Origin of the sequence: Streptomyces sp. NPDC048211 (assembly GCF_043202315.1) — a bacterium.
GTDB lineage: Bacteria > Actinomycetota > Actinomycetes > Streptomycetales > Streptomycetaceae > Streptomyces.
The window spans coordinates 1,244,175-1,258,716 of the sequence record NZ_JBIDAD010000002.1 but is presented as its reverse complement, the minus strand read 5'-3'; the positions used below and the strand labels follow the sequence as shown (position 1 = coordinate 1,258,716).

At 72.2% G+C, this 14,542-nt stretch carries 14 protein-coding genes; 4 read left to right on the top strand and 10 right to left on the bottom strand.

From position 1 onward, the window contains the following. The first annotated feature begins 29 nt into the window (after positions 1-29). Positions 30-1,967, top strand: a complete 1,938-nt coding sequence (locus tag ACGFZA_RS12360) for a DUF2264 domain-containing protein (RefSeq protein WP_393678827.1) — start codon at positions 30-32, stop codon at positions 1,965-1,967. A 25-nt stretch (positions 1,968-1,992) separates the two neighbouring features. Here ACGFZA_RS12360 and ACGFZA_RS12355 read toward each other — a convergent pair whose 3' ends face one another. The 10 genes from ACGFZA_RS12355 to ACGFZA_RS12310 form a co-directional block, all read right to left on the bottom strand. After that, positions 1,993-2,583 carry a GAF domain-containing protein gene (locus ACGFZA_RS12355; protein ID WP_385278758.1) on the bottom strand — a complete coding sequence of 197 codons (591 nt, stop codon included), beginning with the start codon at positions 2,581-2,583 and terminating at the stop codon, positions 1,993-1,995. Beyond that, on the bottom strand, positions 2,580-3,353 hold the full coding sequence (locus ACGFZA_RS12350; RefSeq protein ID WP_393678826.1) for an ATP/GTP-binding protein: 774 nt from the start codon (positions 3,351-3,353) through the stop codon (positions 2,580-2,582). The genes ACGFZA_RS12355 and ACGFZA_RS12350 overlap by 4 nt, the downstream gene beginning before the upstream one ends. Then, a complete protein-coding gene (locus ACGFZA_RS12345; protein ID WP_148017001.1) occupies positions 3,331-3,702 on the bottom strand; it encodes a DUF742 domain-containing protein in 372 nt (123 codons plus the stop codon). The genes ACGFZA_RS12350 and ACGFZA_RS12345 overlap by 23 nt, the downstream gene beginning before the upstream one ends. Positions 3,703-3,704: 2 nt before the next feature. Further along, positions 3,705-4,139: a roadblock/LC7 domain-containing protein gene (locus ACGFZA_RS12340; protein ID WP_393678825.1), complete on the bottom strand. Its 435-nt coding sequence runs from the start codon at positions 4,137-4,139 to the stop codon at positions 3,705-3,707. A 7-nt stretch (positions 4,140-4,146) separates the two neighbouring features. Then, positions 4,147-6,108, bottom strand: coding sequence for an ATP-binding protein (locus tag ACGFZA_RS12335; protein ID WP_393678824.1), 1,962 nt, complete (start codon positions 6,106-6,108; stop codon positions 4,147-4,149). 369 nt (positions 6,109-6,477) lie between these two features. Continuing rightward, the gene (locus tag ACGFZA_RS12330) at positions 6,478-7,473 is read right to left on the bottom strand and encodes an alpha/beta hydrolase (protein ID WP_393678823.1); all 996 of its coding nucleotides are present in this window, start codon (positions 7,471-7,473) and stop codon (positions 6,478-6,480) included. Further along, positions 7,470-8,183, bottom strand: a complete 714-nt coding sequence (locus ACGFZA_RS12325; protein ID WP_393678822.1) for a C39 family peptidase — start codon at positions 8,181-8,183, stop codon at positions 7,470-7,472. Before ACGFZA_RS12325 ends, ACGFZA_RS12330 begins: the two co-directional genes overlap by 4 nt. A gap of 276 nt (positions 8,184-8,459) precedes the next feature. After that, positions 8,460-9,485 (bottom strand): ArsR/SmtB family transcription factor, encoded by a 1,026-nt coding sequence (locus ACGFZA_RS12320; protein WP_393678821.1) that lies wholly within the window; start codon positions 9,483-9,485, stop codon positions 8,460-8,462. Positions 9,486-9,675: 190 nt separating this feature from the next. After that, positions 9,676-10,941, bottom strand: coding sequence for an MBL fold metallo-hydrolase (locus ACGFZA_RS12315; protein ID WP_385278744.1), 1,266 nt, complete (start codon positions 10,939-10,941; stop codon positions 9,676-9,678). 99 nt (positions 10,942-11,040) lie between these two features. Then, positions 11,041-11,481, bottom strand: coding sequence for a PPOX class F420-dependent oxidoreductase (locus ACGFZA_RS12310; RefSeq protein WP_385278742.1), 441 nt, complete (start codon positions 11,479-11,481; stop codon positions 11,041-11,043). A gap of 215 nt (positions 11,482-11,696) precedes the next feature. Between ACGFZA_RS12310 and ACGFZA_RS12305 the strand changes: the two genes are divergently transcribed. The 3 genes from ACGFZA_RS12305 (at position 11,697) to ACGFZA_RS12295 (ending at position 14,507) form a co-directional block, all read left to right on the top strand. After that, positions 11,697-12,287 carry a carboxymuconolactone decarboxylase family protein gene (locus ACGFZA_RS12305; protein WP_393678820.1) on the top strand — a complete coding sequence of 197 codons (591 nt, stop codon included), beginning with the start codon at positions 11,697-11,699 and terminating at the stop codon, positions 12,285-12,287. 161 nt (positions 12,288-12,448) lie between these two features. Beyond that, positions 12,449-13,657, top strand: a complete 1,209-nt coding sequence (locus tag ACGFZA_RS12300) for a Glu/Leu/Phe/Val dehydrogenase dimerization domain-containing protein (protein WP_393678819.1) — start codon at positions 12,449-12,451, stop codon at positions 13,655-13,657. A 238-nt stretch (positions 13,658-13,895) separates the two neighbouring features. Further along, positions 13,896-14,507 carry a TetR/AcrR family transcriptional regulator gene (locus ACGFZA_RS12295; protein WP_385278736.1) on the top strand — a complete coding sequence of 204 codons (612 nt, stop codon included), beginning with the start codon at positions 13,896-13,898 and terminating at the stop codon, positions 14,505-14,507. The last annotated feature ends 35 nt before the right edge of the window (positions 14,508-14,542 follow it).

The window sequence follows — 14,542 nt, the reverse complement described above, 5'->3', positions numbered from 1 at the left end:
CCGCACCGACCCCGAGGAGCAGCACCACCATGTCCGTCGCCCCGCATCTGCACCTGCCGCCGACCGACCGGATCCTGTCGTCACGTACCGGCTGGACCCGGGCGCACTGGGAGGCGACCGCCGACCGGATGCTGGACGCCCTGACGCCGTACGCGACCCCCGGATTCGCTCAGTACAGGCTGCCGGGCCGCGGCAGCTGGTCGGGGATCGTCTCCGACGGGCTGGAGGGTTTCGCCCGGTCGTTCCTGCTCGCCGCCTGCCGCATCGCGGGTGCGGGCGGGGCGGTCGATCCCGCGCTGACCGAGCGGTACGCCGCCGGTCTCGCGGCCGGGACGGACCCAGCAAGCGGGGAGGCCTGGCCGCGTCTGACGGACTGCTCCCAGCAGATGGTGGAGGCGGCGTCGGTGGCGGTCGCGCTGCACGAGACCCGTCCCTGGATCTGGGACCGGCTGGACGCGAAGGTCCAGGAGCGGGTCGTCGACTGGTTCTCCGGGTTCGTCGGCGGCCGGACGTGGGACAACAACTGGCGGCTCTTCCAGGTGGTGTCCGAGCAGTTCCTCGCGTCCGTGGGAGCCCCGTACAGCGCCTCGGACATCGAGGAGGGGCTGGACAGGATCGAGGACTGGTACGTCGGTGACGGCTGGTACACCGACGGGGACGGCCGCAACTTCGACTACTACATCGGCTGGGCCATGCATCTGTACCCGCTGCTCTGGGCCCGGATCGCCGGCGCGGACGGTGACGGTGGCCGGAGCGCCGTCCACCGGCAGCGCCTGAGCCGGTTCCTGGAGGACTACCCGCACTTCTTCGGGGCGGACGGCGCCCCGGTCCACCAGGGCCGCTCCCTCACCTACCGGTTCGCCGCGCTCGCCCCCGTGTGGATGGGCGCGCTCGCCGACTGCACCCCGCTCGCTCCCGGCCTGACGCGGCGACTTGCCTCCGGCACGCTGCGGCACTTCGCGGAGCGCGGGGTGCCGGACGAGCGGGGACTGCTGACACTCGGCTGGTACGACACGTTCCTGCCGTCCACCCAGCCGTACTCGGGACCCGCGTCGCCGTACTGGGCGAGCAAGGGCTTCCTCGGACTGCTGCTGCCGCCGGACCACGAGGTGTGGACCGCTCATGAACTCCCGCTTCCCGTAGAGGAGTCCGACACCTACACCGCGCTGCCGGCACCGGGGTGGCTGCTGCACGGCACCCGGCACGACGGCATCGTCCGCCTCGTCAACCACGGCAGCGACCACCATCCGCCCGCACCGGGGACCGCGGACATCGAGGCCGGTGCCGATCCGGACGAGGGCGCGGGTGCGGACGATCCGCACTACGCCAAGCTCGCGTACTCGACGGCGACCGCACCGCAGTCCGCCCCGCACGCCCTGGCCCGCAACATCGACGGGCATCTGGCGCTGCTCGCCCCTGACGGGACCCCGTCCCGGCGCCGCCGGATCCATCCGCTGCGCTGCGAGGACCGCGTCGCCTCCTCCTGGTCGACGGCGCGGCTGCCCGGTGACGAGCGCGGGTACCGCATCGAGACGACGAGCGTGCTGCACGGTCCGTGGGAGATCCGGGTGCACCGGGTCGAGGCGCCCGAGGGCGCTGTGGTCCGGGAGGGCGGCCACGCGGTCGGGGACGCGCAGAGCCCGTTCGCCTCGTCGGGCCCCGACTGGGCCCTCGCGCGCACGGCCGAGGGGCTGAGCAGCGCGCTGGTCGCGCTGTACGGCTGGGACGGGGGCGAGGAGGGCGCCGCCGTGGCACGCGACGTCGAGACCCATGCGTACGGACCGTACTCGGCGGTGCCGTATCTGCGCAGCGCTCCCCGTGCGGGCGGCCGCAGCATCCATGTCTCGCTCGTCGTGCTGTCCCGCGACCGTGTCCATCCCGAGGCGCTGCGCACGGCCGTGCGGGTGCGGGTGGACGGTGAGGCGGTCGTGCTCACCTTCCTGGACGGCCGCACGGTCGAGGCCTGACGGCGGCGGGCCCGTCGTCCGGCGCTCAGGTCCCGAAGATGTTCTCCTCCCGCTGGTCGATGTGCCCGAGAAGCTCCTGCGCCAGGGACTTGATCGTGTCGAGTCCCGCCCGCCCCCACGGGCGGGGCACGATGTCGACAGCGCAGACGGCACCCAGGGCGATACCCGTACGGTCGATGAGGGGTGCTCCGAGATAGGAGCGGATGCCTATGTCGTCGACGACCGGGTTCCCGGCGAATCGCGGGTAGTCGCACACGTCCTCCAGGACCAGCGCCCTGCGCCGGACCACGACGTGCGGGCAGAAGCCGTGGTCGATGGCCACATAGCGGCCGCGGCGGCCGCTTCCGGCCGCCGCGCCCCCCAGGTCCGAGCCTTTCCAGGTGCCCGCCGGGGTGTGCAGCCCGGCGAAGAACTGACGGTTCCCGTCGATGAAGTTGACCATCGAGAAGGGCACGTCGGTCACTTCGGCCACCCGGTCGGCGAAGGCGTCGAAGTTGTCGAACGAGGCATCGGACCGCTCCCCGAGGCCGAGGCTGCGCAGCCGCTGGGTCCGTGCCCGGGCGTCACTGTCGACGGGTGTCAGCAGCAGCCGGCCCAGGGCGTGCGGGGTCGTCACGGATGAGCTCCGTAGCTTCCGTGGCCGGTCAGCGGAGCGGGTTCGGCGGTGGCGTTGATGAGGTGCTGCACCAGGGTCACCAGCGCTCCGGTGCCCGAACTGGCGATGCGCGCGTCGCACAGGACCACCGGAACCGCGGGAGCCAGGTCGAGCGCCGCCCGCACCTCCTCGGGGCCGTAGCGGAAGGAGCCGTCGAACTCGTTGACCGCGACGATGAATCCGATCCCGCGCCGCTCGAAGAAGTCGACGGCGGGGAAGCATTCCTCCAGTCTCCGGGTGTCGGCGATGACGACCGCTCCGAGCGCGCCCTGGGAGAGCTCGTCCCACATGAACCAGAAGCGCTCCTGTCCGGGCGTGCCGAACAGGTAGAGCACATGCTGCTCGTCCAGCGTGATGCGGCCGAAGTCCATGGCCACGGTGGTGGAGCTCTTGGACTCGATGCCTTCGAGGCTGTCGGTCGCCGCGCTGACCTGGGTCAGCAGCTCCTCCGTACTCAGGGGAGCGATCTCGCTGACCGCGCCGACGAACGTCGTCTTGCCGACGCCGAAGCCGCCCGCCACCAGCACCTTGAGCGCGACGGGGAAGCTCTCGGGCGCGCCGGGGGCCTCGTCGTATCCGGATGGTCCGGGCACGGCCCCGTACCCGGTGGCGCCGGGCGGGGCCGCATACCCGCCGCCCGGGGCGTCCGCGTATCCGACGTGTCCGGGGCTTGCGGTCCCCGCGTACGGGGCGGAGCCGTCGAAGCCGTCAGAGCTGTCGTCGTAAGCCATCGAGCACTGCCTCCAGCAGGGATCGGTCGGTGGGCATGTCATGGAAGGCGGGCGGGTGCGCGGTGACCGCGCCGCAGTCGACCAGGTCCGAGAGCAAGACCTTGGTGACGACCGCGGGCAGCCGCAGGTGCGCGGCGATCTCGGCCACCGAGGTGGGCCCGCCGCACAGCCCGAGCGCCACGGAGTGCTCGGGTCCGAGATGGGTCTGCGGGACGGTCCCGGTGGCCATCACCAGGGAGAGGAGATCGAGCACGGTCGTGGGACGGGTACGGCCGTTGCTCACGGTGTAGGGGCGGATGAGGCGGCCTGCCGCATCGTCGAGCAACGGCCCGTCCTGCGTGGCCGGCACGGTCACAGCCCCGTGGCGCCCGGCGCTCCGGCCGCTTGTCTCGTCGGGGTCGTCAGATAGGGCCGGACGCTCTTGACCAGCATCGTCATCTCGTAGCCGAGCACGGCGGCGTCGGCGTTCCGGCCGGCGAGCACGGCCAGGCAGGTGCCGGAGCCGGCGGTGGCGACGAACAGGAGCGTCGAGTCGAGCTCCACCACCACCTGGCGGACCTCTCCGTTGTCACCGAACCGGGCCCCGGCACTGCGGCCCAGCGAGTACAGTCCGGCGGCCAGCGCGGCCATGTGGTCGGCGCTGTCGGCGTCCATGCCGTGGAGGGATTTCACCAGCCCGTCGGCGGAGAGCAGGACCGCGCTGCGCGTGTACGGCACACGCTGTACCAGCCCGCTCAGCAGCCAGTCGAGGTCCGAGACCTGACCGGACGGCATATCGGTCGCCATGGTGCATCTACTCCTTGGTGGTGTTCAGGTGCGTGTCGAGTGGGTCTTGATCGCTGGAGTACGAGCCGGCCCGGAGGAGTTCCACGGGTGCGGCGCCACGGACCGGGAGCGGGTCCAGCGGTGCCCGGCCCCGCGCCGGGGCTCCCCGGCCGTTCCGTACGTCCGCGGGCCCGCCGTCGTCCGGGTACGCCCCGGACCCCGGGCCGGTGTCCGGTCCGGGCTCCTCCGCCTCGCACTCCTCACGCGCCTCGGCGAGGTCGATGCCGCGCCGGAACGCCGCCACCAGCCCCGGGTCGTGGAGCGTGGGCTCCTCCTCGGAGCGCGGTGCGGGAGCCTCCCTGAGCTGCGGGACCAGGTGTTCCTGGTTGGCCCGCCTGGGGAGCTGGGGCCGGCCCATCGTGCCGCGCACGACCCCGGTATCCGGCGGGAGCGCGGGGGCCGTGTCGCCGAGGGGCGGGATGCCGGCCGATGCGTCGGCGGGGGCGGGCCGGTCGAGGCGCTCGGCCCGCAGCGGGAGCGGGGGGCCCTCGCCGCCCTGACGCGGGGTCTGCTGCGGTGCCTGGTGCAGCCGCAGTTGCTGCTGCTGCGGTACGTACGGGCGCCGCTCCCGCTCGGTGACGGATGCCGGTCCGGGGGCCGGACCGCGACGTACACCGGCGTCGTCCGCGGGCGGCGGCCGGTGCACGGGGCCCAAGGGTGGGACCGGTGCGCCGTCGGCCTCGGCGGATACGTCCTCGTCGGCCCCGAGCAGGGACTGCGGGAGGACGAGCACGGCCTGGGTGCCGCCGTAGATATTGCTCTGGAGGCGGACGGCGATGCCGTGCCTGCGAGCCAGCGAGGCCACCACGAACAGGCCGATCCGGCCGTCCTGGAGCAGACGGGCGACGTTGACCTGGTCGGGGTCGGCCAGCAGGGTGTTCATGCGCTTCTGCTCGTCGCCCGGCATGCCGAGGCCCCGGTCCTCCACCTCCAGGGCGAGGCCCGCGGTGACGCGCTGGGCGCGGAGCAGGACCTGGGTCTGCGGTGCGGAGAACACCGTGGCGTTCTCCACCAGTTCGGCCAGCAGGTGGATCACGTCGGCCACGGCGTGCCCGCGGAGCGTGCCGTCGATGGGGGGTACGAGTTTGACGCGCGGGTACTGCTCGACCTCGGCGATCGCCGAGCGCAGCACCTCCGTCATGGTGACCGGGTTGCTCCACTGCCGCCTGGAGACGGCACCTCCGAGGACGGCGAGGTTCTCGGCGTGCCGGCGGATGCGGGTGGCCAGGTGGTCGACGTGGAAGAGCCCCTTGAGCAGATCGGGGTCCTCGACCTGGTGTTCCAGCTCGTCGAGCAGCTGGATCTCGCGGTGCACGAGCGACTGCAGGCGGCGCGCGAGATTGACGAAGACCTCGACCTTCTGGTCCTCGCCGGTGTGCTCGGACAGCCGGGACGCCTGGACGACCGCGGCCACGGCCCCCTCCTGCTGACGGCCGAGCTCCTGCGCGAGCAGCTCGAAGGCGTCGCTGCCGGGGACGACAGGCTGTGAAGGACGCCGCGCGGGCACGGGTTCGCCGTTGCGGAGCTGTTCCACGACCCGCTGGAGTTCTGCCTGGCCCTGTGCGCTGGCCCGGCGCAGGGCCAGGCAGCGGCCCAGGACGGTGGTCGCGACCCGGTTGGCGGCCAGGAAGGCGGCCACCATCGCGGCGACCGACAGCGCGCCGGCGGTGCCGAACGCCGTCCACAGTTCCGTGGACGGCCGGATACCGCCGGCGCGAGCGGTGAAGATGACGGCCGCGGCGCCGGCCAGCGCGACGACGACGGCCGGCAGGACGGCGGTACGCAGGAGTTGGGGGCGTATGCGCGCCTCGGGGGACGGCTGGGCAGCGCGGGGCCTGGCCGCGGCCGAGTGGGAACGGGGACCCGGTCGGCCGTGCCGCCCGCCCTCTCGTCGTTCCGGTCGCGCGTCGGGTGCGCGAAGTTGAGACATCAGCGTCCTCGGTACGTGGGGCACCAGGAATCGGCATTCATGTGGTGACACCTACGGTGGTCGGTCATTCTCGGGTCATCGGCCGGGCAGGCTCGGAACATATGAGCCCACCGTTGATCACCGGCCACACACGGTAGTCGCCTCGTGCGAGGGCGCGACGGGCAGTTGTGGAACTTGCCCGCTATCCGTCCCGCTCTGGTATGACCTCTCGCACGAGCGACCGATTCCGGCGGGCGGATACCGGGGGACGGATACCCGCGCGGCCATGCCCCGGCACGGCGACGCGGCAGCCACGGACCCGGCAAGCCCCCTCGACACCGTCGAGGGGGCTTGCCGGAGAGCGGGGGGACTTGCCGGGGAACGGGACCGCTACGCCTTACGGAGTCTGGCGATGATGCCGTCCAGGTCGCGCTGGAACATGTAGTCGCGGAAGACGTGCCCGCCGGGCTCCTCGTGCCACTCGTGCGGGATGCCTGCGTCGCCGAGGCGGGCCCGGAACTCCCGCTGCCCGGCGAGCACCTGGTTCTCGTTGACCTGGTCGAACCAGTTGACCGGGTCGGGGCTGGTGCCCGCGACCAGGAAGACCCGCTTGTTGCGGTAGCTCTCGACGCGTTCGACCGGGTTGTCCGCGCTGACCCTGGCCTCGTCCCACAGCGGAACTCCGTAGACCGTGCCGCCGGCCAGTTCCACGGCCGCCGAGGAGGCGTTGGCCCAGTGCCCGACCAGGCCCGCGTCCCGGCGCAGGCTGGCCGGGCCGGAATGGGCGCTCACCGAGGCGAAGTGCCCGTAGTACTTGGCCGCGTACTTCAGCGCGCCGAAGCCGCCCATCGAGAACCCGGCGACGGCTCGGCCGTCGTACTCCGCGTACGTACGGAAGTTCGCGTCGATCCAGGGCAGCAACTGGGCGATGTGGAAGGTCTCCCAGTTCCGGGGACCGGCTTGGGAGCTGACCGGGTTGGAGTACCAGCCCGCGTGTCCTCCGTCGGGCATCACGACGATGACCGGCCTGCCGGCCGTCCAGGCCCGGATGCCCGCACGGTCGAAGGTGATGAAGTCCTGGTCCGTGCCGCCCCCGTGCAGCAGGTAGAGCACGGGGTAGCGGCGGCCGCCGGTGTGGTAACCGTCGGGGAGCAGGACGTTCACGCCCGGGTTCCAGCCGATCGCGTCCGTCGCGAACCGGTAGTACCGCATCCGGGGGTCGCTCTCGTCGCTGTCGACGATGCGCAGTCCGAATCCGTCTCCCGCGGCGCCGGCGGCCGTCGCCGCCGCGAGGACACCCCCGGCTCCCAGCGCCATCGCCGCGCCGAGCCCCCCGGCGGCCCTGAGGACGCTCCTGCGCGTGGGGCAGCCCTCGTTCGCGCTCATGCCGAGTACCCCTTCGGCGGAATCAGCGTGGCGAGCTGGTCGAAGGAGATCCAGTAGATCTGGTTGCCGCTGAAGGAGGCGGGGTCGGCTATGAGTACCGTGCGGTCCACCTCGTCGTAGCCGAAGACGGTGAAGTAGTGGTAGATCGTCTGGTCCGAGGGGTAGCCGGGCGGCTGATTTCCTGGCGGGGCGACGATGTTGGCCACCAACGGGTAGTTGCGGTCGATGTCGAAGACGATGTCGTACCAGAGCAGGTCCCGCTGAGCCTGGGTGGGCGGGTCGTTCGGCATCTCCTTCGTCTCGTACCAGCCACCGCCGAGATTCGAGTTGAGCACGTTCGTGACCTGGCCGATGTGGTCGGTGCCGTTCTGCGTGGTGCCGAGCTGCCAGGCCAGGTCTCCCTGGCTGGGCGGGGCCATCCGGGCGGACAGCGCGATGCGGGTGGCAGCCGGACCGCACCAGTAGCCGGTCTCCTGGACCTGGTAGTCGATCTGCAGCCAGTGCGCGCTCTGCGTACGTCCGGCGGCGACCTCCAGCCGGCTGCCCGGCTCGTTGTGTCCGCTGACGACGGCCGTGCCGGCCTTCGAGCCGTGCGCGAGCACGGACACGGACGAGGTCTGCGGTACGGGTGACGCCTGGGCCAGGGTGGGCTGGAGGAGAGCTCCGACGGCGGCTACGGCGATCGCGGCGGACACAAGTCTCTTGCGCATGAAGGCTCCTGAGGAGGGTGGGGGTGGCCTTGCGAGCGGAAACGCATGTGACGTGCTCAGCTGTGCGGGACAGCGGGAATCAGCGTCGCCGTTGCCGTGCGAGGCGCGCAACCGATGAAAGTTCAGGCTTACGGGGGGACTTGAGCGATCGTCATCTCTCGACGTCGTCACACCTGGGCCGACCGTCGCCCTCCGGGCCTCACGCTCCGGGTTCGGGCTACCGGCCTCGCGCCCCCGGGCTTCCGGCTTCCGGCTTCACGCTTCACGCTTCCGGCTTCACGCTCCGCGCTCGGGCCGCCGACGGTTCTGCCCCTCGGCTGCCAGCAGGGCCCTTCCCTCCGGGGTCGCGACGTGGAAGGAGCGTCCGGCCTTGCGCACCGTGGCGACCAGTCCCGCCGCCCGCAGCACGTTCAGGTGCTGGCTGACGGCGGGGTGTGTCACAGCCAGGAGCCGGGCCGCCTCGACAGTGGAGCAGCCGGTACGGGTGGCCCGCAGGATACCCGCCCGGGTGTGCCCGAGCAGGGGCCCCAGCGGCCCGGCGCCCTCCGCGGAACGATCCCCGGGCGCGGACTCCGGGGCGGTTCCCGCCCAGTTGGCCGTGTGGTCGATCGGATAGACGAGAACGGGCGGCAGGTCCCCGTCGGCCAGCGTGATCGGCGTCGGCCAGCAGAAGAACGACGGCTGGAGTACGAGCCCCCGGCCGCGCAGGCGCAGGTGCTGATCGACGGGATACGTCACTTCCAGGACGGGCGGACGCCAGTGGAACTGCGGGCCGAGCCCGGCCAGCAGACCTTCGGTTCCCCCGTCGAGCAGGCTGTGCAGACGGACGGCGCGGTCGGCGTCGATGTGGGCGTGGACGCGCTGCCAGTACGGCGCGAGCGCTTCGCGCTGGTACGTACCCAGAGCTTCCCCGAGACGCCGCAGGGTCTCGGTGTCCCCTCCCGCCAACGATCCCACCCAGCTCGGCAGTCGGAGGGAGGACGCCAAGTGTGTCAGGTCGGTCCGCAGCCGGGGGCGCGGGGTGCTCATCAAGGTGTCGAGGGCCGCCTGCAGCGTGGCACGGTCGCCGGACGTGGGCGTGAGGAAGTCGGGTGAGTAGCCACGCGGGGGCAGTAACGAGGACAACAGCCGGGGGCTGTCGGAGAGCCGTGGCCGAACCCAGCGGCGCCAGGAGCCGAACACCCTCTCGCCGTCGCGCCGTTGCAGGGTCTGCACGCTGTTGCTGATCTCCCAGAGGAAGTCCGGGCCGGGAGCCACCCTGACCCGCGCCAGGTCCTCGGACGTGAAGTACACGCGCAGCATGGCCGCTCCCCCGGGAAGTGGGCTCCTCCGGGCGCAGCGTACCGCCGTTCGACCGCCCTCCCACCCGGTTCGGACATCACCGCGCCGACCGTCGCAATGGCACCTCGGCCCACCCGGACATCACCGCGCCCGCCGTCCGGGTGCGCCGCCCCGGGAGGCGGTGCACCCGGACGCGGGCCGCGCGTCCGTCCTACGCCTGGGCGGCCCGGTCCCGGTCGCGGTCGGGGGTGGCAGCCGCCTTGACCCCGCCGGGGAGCTGTACGTGTACGGGGGGCCAGTTGCCCCACCCCGGCGCGGGTTCCGCGGCGACGCCCCGCCACCACGGCTCGACGGCGGGCGGATCGGCGGGGTCGAACGGCTGCCCCGGTCGCGGGGCGGCCATCGTCACGCCGGCGAACTGCGTGGCGCGCATGGACCATTCGGCGGGTTCGGCCCACGGGTGCAGGGCGAGGTTGAAGGTGCCCCAGTGGATCGGCAGCATCACGCCCACCGACGGGTCGTCGCCCTGGAGGTCGAGGTGCGCCTGCACCCCCTCGTCGGGGCTCATGTGGATGTCGGGCCAGGCGCCGGGTTCCGGCTTGCTGTCCGTCTGGTCCTTCGGCCAGTACTGGCTGTACGCGCCGATCTGGATCATGGTCGCGTCGAACGGCCCGTGCTCGGCGCCGATCTCCTTGAAACCGGGGAAGTAGCCGGTGTCACCGCTGTGGTAGATCCGGTGCTCGGGCCCCGCGACGGCCCAGGACGCCCAGAGGGTGTGCTGCTGGTTGCGCAGACCCCGGCCGCAGAAGTGCCGCGCGGGCGTGGCGGTCAGACTGATTCCGGCGACGGTCGTGGACTCGTTCCAGTCGAGCTCGTGGATCCGGTCCGGGGGCACACCCCAGCGCTCCAGGTGCGCACCCACGCCGAGCGGTACCGCGAAGACGGTGGCCGTGTCCGCGAGGGTGCGGATCGTCGGAAGGTCGAGGTGGTCGTAGTGGTCGTGCGAGATCACCACGACGTCGACCGGGCCGAGGGCACCGAGCGGCAGCGGCGCGGGGTGCACACGCTTGGGACCGGCGAAGGCGAAGGGCGAACAGCGCTCGCCCCACACCGGGTCGAAGAGCACCCGCCGTCCGTCGATCTCGGCGAGCACGCTGGAATGCCCCATCCAGGTGAGCCGGAGGCCGGAGGCGGGGGGATCGGCGAGGTCGGCGAGGGTCGTGGCGTGCACGGGCACGGTCCCGGTCGGCGCCCTGAGGACCCGCTCCTCCTTGCGGAAATAGACCTTCGCGAACTCCAGCGCGGACCCGGACGGTCTGGTCCGCGCCCCGACGGGGTTCTGGAAGACCCCGTCGGCGAAGTTGGGGGAACGGCGGATGCGCTCCATACGGGCGCCTCCCGGGTCGGCCCCGAAGGCGGCGGGACGCAGCGCACGCAGCCTGGTGCGCAGCGGGAGTGGGGAGTCAGCGCCGGTCACAAGATCTCCTGAGGGAGTCGGTATCGTCTCATTATGGACAGGGGGGACGACTGCGCGCGTACGGAGCACCCAACGGGATGGCGCTCCGTAAGGACCCGTTCAGCCACGCTGCTGCCCGTACACGTGCTCGACGTGGAGCCGCAGGACGATCCGGCGGTCCCTGACCATGGCCCTGCGGTAGTCGTCCCAGTCGGGGTGCTCGCCCTGGACGTCGCGGTAGAGCGTGATCAGTTCCTCCACGGTGGCGTCGCCGGGGTCAGCGGCCACCGGTGTGAGCTCGGCCGTGCCGTCCGCCACCGTCCACGCCCAGCGGTCCTGGCTGGTCACGTGGTAGCTCGCCCGCGGGTCCCGCGCCAGGTTCCGGGTCTTCGCCCGGCCCTCGGTGACCGAGACGCGGATGATGCGCTCGTCGGGGTAGTAGAAGTGGTTCACATTGGACAGCTGCGGCCTGCCGTCCCGCCTGAGCGTGACCAGCACACCGCCGTTCTCCTCGGCGACCAGCCGTAGCAGCCCCTGCTGCTGTGCATCGAATCCCGTCATGCCGAATCCAACGTCCGGTCCGCCCGCAGGATTCCGCATCCGGTGCGGCCGCGTTCCGCCCGCGTCCGGATCCGGCCACCTGGCAGGGACCGGACTCTTCCCCTGCACACCGATGTCACATCCCGCGGTCCCCGCTCGTCGCATCCGTGTCAGCAGCCCGGCGCCGGTGCCTCAGCGCCCCCGCCGGGGCCGAGCCGTACCGAAGGAGACCGGTCATGACCGCCCGCATCTCGCTCGACCCGCCCCGCAGCCTCCTGTTCCGCGCCGTCTCGTGGTACTCGAACCGTGCGTACGGGAAGGTCATCGATCCCCTGCGCACCGGCGCCCATCACACCGGGGTGCTGTGGGCCCTCTCCCGGCTGGAGCTGTCCGTGAGCCGCTGGAAGAAGCTGGACCCGCAGCTCAAGGCGCTGGCGGTGATGGCGTCCGCGGCAACCGTCGGGTGCAGCTGGTGCATGGACTTCGGCTACTGGGTGAGCCACGGTGAGGGCGTGGACCCGCGCAAGCTCCGCGAGGTGCCCACGTGGCGCGAGAGCGATGCCTACACCCCGCTGGAGCGCGAGGTGCTGGCCTACGCGGAGGCCATGACCCTCACCCCGCCCCAGGTGGAGGACGAGATGGTGGAGCGTCTGCGCAGTTCGCTCGGCGAGGCGGCGCTGGTCGAGCTGACGACGATGATCGCGGTGGAGAACATGCGGTCGCGGTCGAATGCGGCCCTCGGTCTCACCAGCCAGGGCTTCAAGGACCGGTGCGAGCTGCCGTCGCCCGGAGCGTCCGGACGGCGCACTCCGGCCACGGACCGGTGAGGCGGCGCAGGCCGCGTTGACAGGGTGCCCCCGACTCCCGATACTGACTGGCGATTCAGTAAATGATCGTCGGCCGGCATCGGGGGCGGCGGGTCCGCTCCCCCGGTATCCACGGCACCGCCCCGGGCCCGCCCCGATCGCGTGACCGAGGAGTACCCCCGATGACGACGCCTCCGGTGTCCCCGCCCGCCCCGTTGATCTCACTGACCTGGACCGACCACGTCACGGGCCGCCAGGGACACCTCGTCGTCGACCGGCTGGTGCGGGGGGTGTCCAGCGGCGGGCTGCGGATGCGCGAGGGGTGCACGCTGGCCGAGGTGACCGGACTGGCCCGCGGCATGACGATGAAGGAAGCGCTCCACTTCGACGCGGACCGGCCGGGCGCGCGCTACATACCGCTCGGCGGCGCGAAGGGGGGCATCGACTGCGATCCCCGCGATCCGGCGGCGTACGGCATCCTGGTGCGCTATCTGCGGGCCATGCGTCCGTACGTGGAGAACATCTGGACGACCGGCGAGGACCTCGGGCTCACCCAGGACCTCGTCGACCGGGCCGCCGCGGAGGCCGGGCTCGTCTCCACCGTCCAGGCGGTCTATCCGTTGCTCGACGACGAGGCCGCGGCGCGCCGGCGACTGGCCGACGCCTTCGCCGTCGAGGTGGACGGCATCGGCCTGGACGAGCTGGCCGGCGGTTGCGGCGTCGCCGAGGCCGTGCTAGCCGCGCTGGACGGGGCCGCAGTCGCGTACGGGGACGCACGGGTCGCACTCCAGGGGCTCGGCACGATGGGCGGGGCGACCGCCCGCTTCCTGTCCCGGGCCGGGCTGCGCGTGGTCGCCGTCGCCGACGTCAAGGGCACCATCGCCAATCCGGCCGGCCTCGATGTCGAGGCGCTCCTTCGCGCCCGCGACGCCTACGGCACGGTGGACCGAGAGATGCTCCGCGAGACCGATCAGGAACTGCCCGCCGACGCCTGGCTGGCGCAGGACGCGGACGTGCTCGTACCCGCCGCCGTGTCCTACGCCATCGACCCGACCAACCAGGCCCGGATCACGGCCCGCTGGGTGGTCGAGGCGGCCAACATGCCGGTCCTGCCCGAGGCGGAGGCCCTGCTCGCCGCGCGCGGGATCACGGTACTGCCCGATGTGGTCGTCAACTCCGGTACCAACGCCTGGTGGTGGTGGACTCTCTTCGGCGACATCGACGCCGACGCGGACGAGGCCTTCGCGTACATCCGGCGCGCGATGCGCGCCCTCATCGAACTCGTCCTGGCCCGCGCCACGGCGGACCGCCACACTCCGCGCGCGGCGGCGCACGCCGTCGTCGCCGACCGGCTGCCGGTGATGGCCGAGCGCTTCGGCTGGTACCGCTGACCGTACGCCCCGCACCACGGGACGGGCACCGGAGCACCGGGACAAGGAACCGGACCACCAGGACGGGGCACCGGACCCGAGTACCGGGGACGACGAACCGGACCGGGGTACCGGGACGACGAACCGGACCGGGACCGCCCGCGGCGGCGGCGGCGAACAGGCAGACCACGAGAGGGACACGGCCGGTTCCCGCTCCGCCCCCGGCCTGCGCCGGGGCGCCATTGGTTAGGCTGAGGCCGTGGCGAGAGTGCGGTTGGGCGTAGCGGAGCGGCGCGAGGAGTTGCTGCGCGCTGCCGTCGAGCAGATCGAGGTGCGGGGTGTCTCCGCTGTACGGATCGCCGACGTGGCGTCCGTGCTCGGCGTGAGCAACGCCCTTGTCCTCTACCACTTCTCCACGAAGGAGAAGCTGGTGGCCGCCGCCTTCGCACACGCCGCCGAAGCTGATCTCGCCCATCTGCGCAAACTGCTGAGCCGTCGCACCACCGCGATACGGCGGCTGCGCGCCGCCGTGCGCTGGTATGCGCCGACGGGCCAGGCCAAGGGCTGGCGACTGTGGATCGAGGGCTGGGCGTCCTCCCTCCGCGATCCGGCGCTGCGCAACGTGGCGGGCGATCTCGACCAGCAGTGGAAGGCGGAGCTGGCCGAGGTCATCGAGGAGGGTGCGGCCGCGGGCGAGTTCCACTGCGACGACCCGATGTCCGTGGCCTGGCGGCTGACCGCGCTGCTGGACGGTCTGGCGGTACAGATGACGTCGTACGCGGGTCCGCTGTCCCGGGCCACGATGCTGGAGTGGACCGAGGAAGCGCTCGCCCGTGAACTGGGCATCGACCACGAGACCCTGATGGCCTGACCACTGCCCGCCGGGCCCCGCAGCCAGGTCCTCAC

Coding starts and splice junctions, on each gene's coding strand:
- ACGFZA_RS12360 (WP_393678827.1), top strand. CDS start 30: ATGTCCGTCGCCCCGCATCTGCACCTGCCGCCGACCGACCGGATCCTG.
- ACGFZA_RS12350 (WP_393678826.1), bottom strand. CDS start 3,353: ATGGCTTACGACGACAGCTCTGACGGCTTCGACGGCTCCGCCCCGTAC.
- ACGFZA_RS12340 (WP_393678825.1), bottom strand. CDS start 4,139: ATGGCGACCGATATGCCGTCCGGTCAGGTCTCGGACCTCGACTGGCTG.
- ACGFZA_RS12335 (WP_393678824.1), bottom strand. CDS start 6,108: ATGTCTCAACTTCGCGCACCCGACGCGCGACCGGAACGACGAGAGGGC.
- ACGFZA_RS12330 (WP_393678823.1), bottom strand. CDS start 7,473: ATGAGCGCGAACGAGGGCTGCCCCACGCGCAGGAGCGTCCTCAGGGCC.
- ACGFZA_RS12325 (WP_393678822.1), bottom strand. CDS start 8,183: ATGCGCAAGAGACTTGTGTCCGCCGCGATCGCCGTAGCCGCCGTCGGA.
- ACGFZA_RS12320 (WP_393678821.1), bottom strand. CDS start 9,485: ATGCTGCGCGTGTACTTCACGTCCGAGGACCTGGCGCGGGTCAGGGTG.
- ACGFZA_RS12310 (WP_385278742.1), bottom strand. CDS start 11,481: ATGACGGGATTCGATGCACAGCAGCAGGGGCTGCTACGGCTGGTCGCC.
- ACGFZA_RS12305 (WP_393678820.1), top strand. CDS start 11,697: ATGACCGCCCGCATCTCGCTCGACCCGCCCCGCAGCCTCCTGTTCCGC.
- ACGFZA_RS12300 (WP_393678819.1), top strand. CDS start 12,449: ATGACGACGCCTCCGGTGTCCCCGCCCGCCCCGTTGATCTCACTGACC.